The organism is Micromonospora sp. U21 (assembly GCF_018070045.1).
Taxonomy (GTDB): domain Bacteria; phylum Actinomycetota; class Actinomycetes; order Mycobacteriales; family Micromonosporaceae; genus Micromonospora.
Genome location: NZ_JAGPYK010000068.1, coordinates 1 through 6,171, shown reverse-complemented (window position 1 = coordinate 6,171; position 6,171 = coordinate 1). Strand labels below are relative to the sequence as shown.

The window sequence follows — 6,171 nt, the reverse complement described above, 5'->3', positions numbered from 1 at the left end:
TCAGCCATGATGGGACAGCGGGCACAGGCGTTCCAGTGATCACTAGGCGTAGGAACCTTCATGATCACTGATGCCTGTGCCCGCCTCCTACCCGGCTCATCCCCGCTGACCTATTTGCGCGCCCTCTTAGTACGGCCGTCGTGGTTGTTCGTTGAGCTGCTCCAACTCACGGCGGCGGTGGTGACTGATCTCGCGCGAGGGCGTGGTGCGGGCGTCGCCAGTAGGACCAGCGCATCAGGTGGGCGATGTCGGACGGCCGGTGGAGGAGCGCGGCGATCAGGGGTTGCGAAACCGTCCAGTGGTAAGTGCAGTGGCGTCGGAGCGGTCGAGGCCTCGCCTGTTCGGGCTGCCCGAGCGGGACAGGTCGGCCAAGGGCAGCGCTGACCCGGGGGCTACTTGTCGCCGAGCAAGGGTCGCGGTGACGCCGTGGCTGGGTAGCCTGCCACCATGAGCGAGGACGCGGAGGAACCTGAGCCGGACGATCCGGCATGGTCCCGCCACGCACCGGTCACGCTGCTGATGTCACAGCACTTCACTGCCGCGACGGTGACCGCGCTCCGACACACCGTTGAGGCGACAATCGCCTCGGCCGGACTGGTGGGTGATGCAGGCTTCGACTTCCTGTTGGCCGTGCATGAACTGGTCACCAACGCCGTGCGTCATGGCGGCGGGCGAGGACACCTTTATCTGTGCAGGCAGGAAGATGTGCTGATTTGCGAGATCACCGATCAGGGAAAGGCGGCTGATAGCCTCCCCATACGGCTGCCGGGGCCCGATGTCTCCGGCGGGCGTGGACTCTGGCTGGCGCACCAACTGACCGACCAGCTCGTCCTCGTCCGGCGACCCGACGGAGTGACCGCCACCGTCACGCTGTGCTTGGAGCCCTTAAACGCTTCCCATATCCGGTCCGAGTCGGCCGCGCCCCGGACCGAGGGTCTCAGCCCTAAGGAGGAGCACCAGTGACCAGCTTTCAGCCCAGCTGGCAGCACCAGGTCCGCGTTGACCCGGACCACAGCACGGTCCTGCTTTCCGGAGAGATCGACATGAACGGAGCCGGCCAACTCCTGGACCTCCTCGACCGCACCATCCAGGCCACGAGGCGGGTTGACGTCGACATGGCGGCGGTCCAGTTCATCGACTCAACTGGTATCAATGCCCTGATCACTGCAAGAAGAGCAGCAGCGGTAGCTGGCGGGCAGCTTGTCGTCACTAATCCCAGCAAGAACGCCCGTCGTGTTCTGGGCATCACCGGCGTGCTCGAGGTTCTCTCGCCCCCCGGCACTTGACCCGCGCTGCTGGCACAGTTGGCCCAGGCTTGAGTGGACGGTGCGGGTCATCATCTTGGTCAGGCCGATCCGTTCGATTCGATCCGGCAGGGCTCTGCCGCCGCGGACGTCCCCCACCGTCCCCGCGCCTGTCCAACGGCACGGTTACAGGGCCGGGACGTGGCGGATGTCGTCGGGTGCTCGGCCGAAGACATTCGGCTCACGGTGACGGCGTCCGTCGCTGTGGTGGCGTCGTCAGGCTTGGCCGGGTGGGCCGGAACCAGTTGGCGAACCGTATCGCCGCTGGCGGCGGGCGGGGCGATGACCCGCACCGACGGCTGAACATCGATTCGCCGCCGTGGCTGGTGGCTCAACGTCCGACACCGTCCTCGTTCACATCAGGTGTTCCTGCAGCTCGCCGGCGTATACGACAAGGCAGCTGGGGGACTCCACCTGTGGCAATGCTGTGAAGCGGTTGAGTCCATTGCTCACGACTGGGCAGCTTCACCCGCAGACCTGGGAGACCTAACGCGGTAATGGCCACCCCCTACGAGCCTGCCCAGAACCAACCGTCGCCCGTGACGCAGCAGCCGACGCCGCCGACCGCCCAGTTTCCTCAGGTGCCCACCGGCCAGTACCCACCGCCGCCCCTGGCCAGCACCCGCCGCCTATCGCGCCGCCGACGCCTCCGACCAGTAAGCGTCCCTGGATGATCCCCACCCTCATCGGCGTCGCTGGGGTCGTGGTGATCTACTGCGGGGGCGGACTCGTGCTCAGCCTTACCAGCGGCGAGAGTGACCGACGCCTCCGCCAGCAGCGATATCCGCGCCGACAGCCCCGGTACCTCCGCCCCAGCCGCAGTCGCCCCGAGCACGTCCGCCCCCGCCTCAGCCAGGCCGGAGCCAACGGAGACGACCGCAGCGCCGCCGCCGGCGAAGCCGAATACCTTCAGCCAGGAACTCTCATCCCCACCGCGACGGCCCCCAGCACCTGACAGGCGCGAAGTGGTCCGGCACCTTGGGGTCAGCGACGATTTCGACCAGGAACGGCGTCGCGACCGCGCTTGCCTCGTACCTGGAGCCTTGGTGCACTAGGCTGTGTTTTCGTAGTACGTCGACTTGTCGCGCGGTTCCAGCTTGTCGACCAGCTGCAACGTCCCCGACGGCAGCTTGACCGGTCTCACCTCCACCGTTCCGCCTGGTGGCCTGCGCCTCGGCGCCTGCCGCGAACCGGCCTTCTGATGTTTGTCGGACCCTTCAGGCACCATGCCCGGCCATGGATGTACGACAGGAGTTTCGGGGCGCGGCCCGCAAAAAGGGCGTGCAGGTGGACGAGATCGAGCGCTGGGTGCGGCTAGCCCGACCACAGACGGAGCTGGTTCCGGAGGGCGACGGCCTGCCTGTGGCCGGTCGGTTCGGCGGTCTCGCGGCGTTGCCGGAGGGCGAGGAGTGGCCTCCCGGGCAGTGTCTCGTATTGACGCTCGACCTTGCCGCGATCCCCTCGCACGGGCACGACCTTGACCTGCCGGCCGACGGGTCGCTGCTGCTCTTCGTCGAGCCGGACTTCACGCCCAACGACTGCCGGATCGTTCATGTGCCGGCCGGCACTCCGGTAACCGAGCACCCGAACCCCGGGGTGCCAGTCTTCGGTCCGATTCTGCTGCACGCTCGTGCCGGCTGGAGCCTTCCGGAGAACGAGCACGAGGTGCCGTTCGACCTTCGCTTGGACGACGAGGTCGAGGAAGTCATCGGAGAGGTGATGTGGGACCTCGAGGACAACGATTACGAGTTTTCTCTCGGCGGTTACGGCGGCGCCAGCACCGGCGGCGCGGACAACCCCATCCTCAATGCAAACGAGCACACCGTGCTAGCCACCGTCTGGCTGGACGAGGGGCAGGTGGGTGACGCGTTCGGCGAAACGCTGATTGTAGTCAACTTCATGATCAAGCATGCGGATCTGGCCGAGCGCGCCTTCGACCGGATCTGGCTGATGACTGACTTCAACGGCTGACGCGGTCAGGACTCCGGCGTGGTCCCCGGCTCGGCGTCGACCGCGTCGCGGGCGGTTCGGCGCAGAGCGGCGACGCCCAGACTGTGGTACTGGGTCGACCAGCAGACGGGCCGCTGTCGGTTGACAAGTCCGATCGGCGTGCCGGCCCGGACGACTTCCTTGCATACCGGTCTTTGCCCCCTCCGGCGCGGGAGGTCCATCGTCGTCCGGGAACGGTTGTCACCTCGGAGCAGCATTGCCTTCGTCCTCGCCGGCATGCTGCCGTCGAGCGCGGTGGCTGTCAGCGTTGCTGTCGACAGCGTGCGCACCGGGCGACGTCGTCCTCGTGGTTTTCATGCCTCCGACGGCCCGGTTATCCGGTTACCGACATTTTGCCTGGGCTGTAACGGACTCAGCCCGGGTGTCGCCTTCGAGGAAGGGACCGGCGTTGCCGAGCCGGTCTCCGGCCGGGGTGGGCACTTCCCCTCAACAGGTCGCCCAACCCACCCCGGCCACCTTGCGAATCCCGACCTGTCACGTTGGGCAAACAGCAGAAAGACATAGGGGTCATGGCCGCCCAGCTTCCCCTGTCGCTCCTTCCGACCGCGCTCTGGTGGCCGCCGTGGTCCTGAACCTAGGGGTTACCGGCGAAGCGGTTGCTGGTGCCCGGCCGCGGGTCGCGAGCCTAGGGCGGTCGGTCAAGGGCTGTGACGGGTGCGGTGGGCTGCTGTACTTCCGTGCTGTCCGGCGACCAGGTCGAGACGGAGCTTCGACCCCCGCCGGGGGAGCCTGGTCGGCGTTGTCGGCCAGTGTCAGCGGGTGTCGTTCCCTGTGGTCCTGCCTTCGGTGTCATGCCGGCTGTGACCATTGGAGTCGGTCGCGCAGCGCAGCGTTCGCTGACTTTCTGCTGACGCGGCACCTTCTGGTCCGTAGGTCACGGCGGCGCAGTCTTGTGCGGTGCTGTGCGACATCGGAAGGCGCGGTTCGGGCCTGTCGCGGCTCCTGCGGTCGCTCGCGTTGCTGTACTTCGTGCTGTGCGTCGATCACTCCGGCCGCCTGCGGCCTAAGATGTTGCCTTGCGCGTTCACGGGGGAGGCGACATGCCTGGAGACATCAATGCGGCAAGCCTGATCGCTCTGGCTGATCGCCTACGAGCCAAACCAGCGCAAAGCCATGAACGTCTCGAGCTGGTCACCAGCTGCGAAGGTCTGCCGTGGCTCGGCCGTGTCCCGGCCGCCACCGAGTCGTGCATCAAGATTCTCGCCCAGAACGACCCGAAGACCCGCTCAATGCCTTGCGAGCTCGGTATCTCCTCGATGGAGGTGCCCAGTGCCCTGACCACCTTCCGCCGTTGGTGGCCAAAGGCGGTCATCGCCATGGGCGATCCCGGGCAGCCCGATCCGCGGAAACCGTTGAAGCCCGGCATCGTGCAGTGGCGTTTCGACGGTGTCAACGCGTCGCCGGCGTTGAGCCCGCCGAGCACCGCTGGTTCTGCCGCTATCGCAGCTCACTTTGCCGGCCTGCCGTGGGCGCCACCGCCGATGATGTATGACGCGGCCGGTCCGCTTGCAGACATTGAGGCAGAGGACCTGCTGGCTAACATGGTTCATCCGCCGCAGATGCCGGTAGGCCGATGGGATCGCCTGCCAGGCTCGTGGGAGCGCTACATCCAGGCGTGGTGCTGCCTGGGCCTGCTGCATCATCGACCGGAGCAACCGTGGCCGACATCGACCAGACGACAAATGTTGGTCGAGCTAGCCTTCGGTGTCGAGGACTGGATTACCGAAGCCGCGCTCTATGCGCTAATCACAGCGGCTTGGGTCGACCCAGCATGCCGCTCAGATGTCGCCGGGTTGGTCGAGACCAGATACCTGATGATGCGTGAAGCGGCCGAGACCAGACCACTCACAATTGGCGTTTCCGTGGCGCAACTGGTTTACATAACCCCGGGCATGCCAAGCGAAACCCTTAACCATGCAGTGGATCTGACCGCTGCATCCCAGGAGTGGCCAGGCAATGGAAGCGTCTCGCTTGGCGGACCACCCGCGCCACCGCCGCGGCAAAGGTCGCTGTTGGACAGGCTTCGTCGCCGTTGACAGACCCAGGGCCGACCGAGCCCGAGCCCACGTGTACGGCTGGCTCACGAGGTGGGATCCGGCCGGCAGCGGAGGCCAAGTCTTGAAAGCTGATTCGGAGCTATGTTCACTGCAGCTTCCGACCTACGAGTGGGCCGCCAGGGACTCGAACTCTGAATCCCTCTGGGATGCCGCCGATCATCTGCAATCGGGCGGATCGGCCTGCTGACCTCGGCGAAGTCTCGGGTTGTCTTAGAGCGTGTTTGAGATGGGCTGATCAGGTCCAGGTGAAGGTGCGGCGGGCGTGGCGTCGGGCGGGTCGGCCCCGGGTGATGCGGCGTGTCATGCCGGCGATGGCGGCCCAGCGGATGATGGCTTCGGAGACCTCGGGGTGGCGTTCGTAGTCGCGGGCGAGTCGGCGGCAGGCGGTGAGCCAGGCCAGTGTGCGTTCGACGACCCAGCGGCGGGGATGCACGGCGAAGCCGCGTTGGTCGGTGGGCTTGCGGACGATCTCGAGGGTGGTGCGCAGGATGTCGCGGGTCCAGTCGACGAGTCGTCCGGTGAAGCCCTGGTCGGCGAACACGTGTCGGATCGGGGCGGCCATGTAGGCGCTGAGCAGTGCGGTCTTGGCGCCGTCGCGGTCCTGCCAGCTCGCGGCGAGGACGGTCACGGTGACCAGTAGGCCCAGGGTGTCGGTGACGATGAACCGCTTGCGGCCGTTGACCTAATGGGCAGAAGTTGAAGCCGCTGAAGTCTGCTGGTCACTCGAGCGCGAGTTCTGAGGGTGGATCGGCTTGGCGACTTCAGCGGGTCCGTCGTCGGCCGGCCAGCGCCAGCACTAC

General features: G+C 66.5%; 5 protein-coding genes. 4 read left to right on the top strand and 1 reads right to left on the bottom strand.

What is annotated here, in order from left to right:
- The first annotated feature begins 447 nt into the window (after positions 1-447).
- The 4 genes from KBX63_RS34700 to KBX63_RS34685 all read left to right on the top strand — a co-directional run bounded on the left by KBX63_RS34700 (position 448) and on the right by KBX63_RS34685 (position 5,350).
- On the top strand, positions 448-963 hold the full coding sequence (locus tag KBX63_RS34700; RefSeq protein WP_210918654.1) for an ATP-binding protein: 516 nt from the start codon (positions 448-450) through the stop codon (positions 961-963).
- Positions 960-1,286, top strand: coding sequence for an STAS domain-containing protein (locus KBX63_RS34695; protein ID WP_210918653.1), 327 nt, complete (start codon positions 960-962; stop codon positions 1,284-1,286). The genes KBX63_RS34700 and KBX63_RS34695 overlap by 4 nt, the downstream gene beginning before the upstream one ends.
- A 1,254-nt stretch (positions 1,287-2,540) precedes the next feature.
- On the top strand, positions 2,541-3,275 hold the full coding sequence (locus KBX63_RS34690; protein WP_210918652.1) for a DUF1963 domain-containing protein: 735 nt from the start codon (positions 2,541-2,543) through the stop codon (positions 3,273-3,275).
- A 1,079-nt stretch (positions 3,276-4,354) separates the two neighbouring features.
- Positions 4,355-5,350: a hypothetical protein gene (locus KBX63_RS34685; RefSeq protein WP_210918651.1), complete on the top strand. Its 996-nt coding sequence runs from the start codon at positions 4,355-4,357 to the stop codon at positions 5,348-5,350.
- 256 nt (positions 5,351-5,606) lie between these two features.
- Here the strand turns inward: KBX63_RS34685 and KBX63_RS34680 are convergent, their stop codons facing one another.
- On the bottom strand, positions 5,607-5,999 hold the full coding sequence (locus KBX63_RS34680) for a transposase (RefSeq protein WP_307871956.1): 393 nt from the start codon (positions 5,997-5,999) through the stop codon (positions 5,607-5,609).
- Positions 6,000-6,171 lie beyond the last annotated feature (172 nt).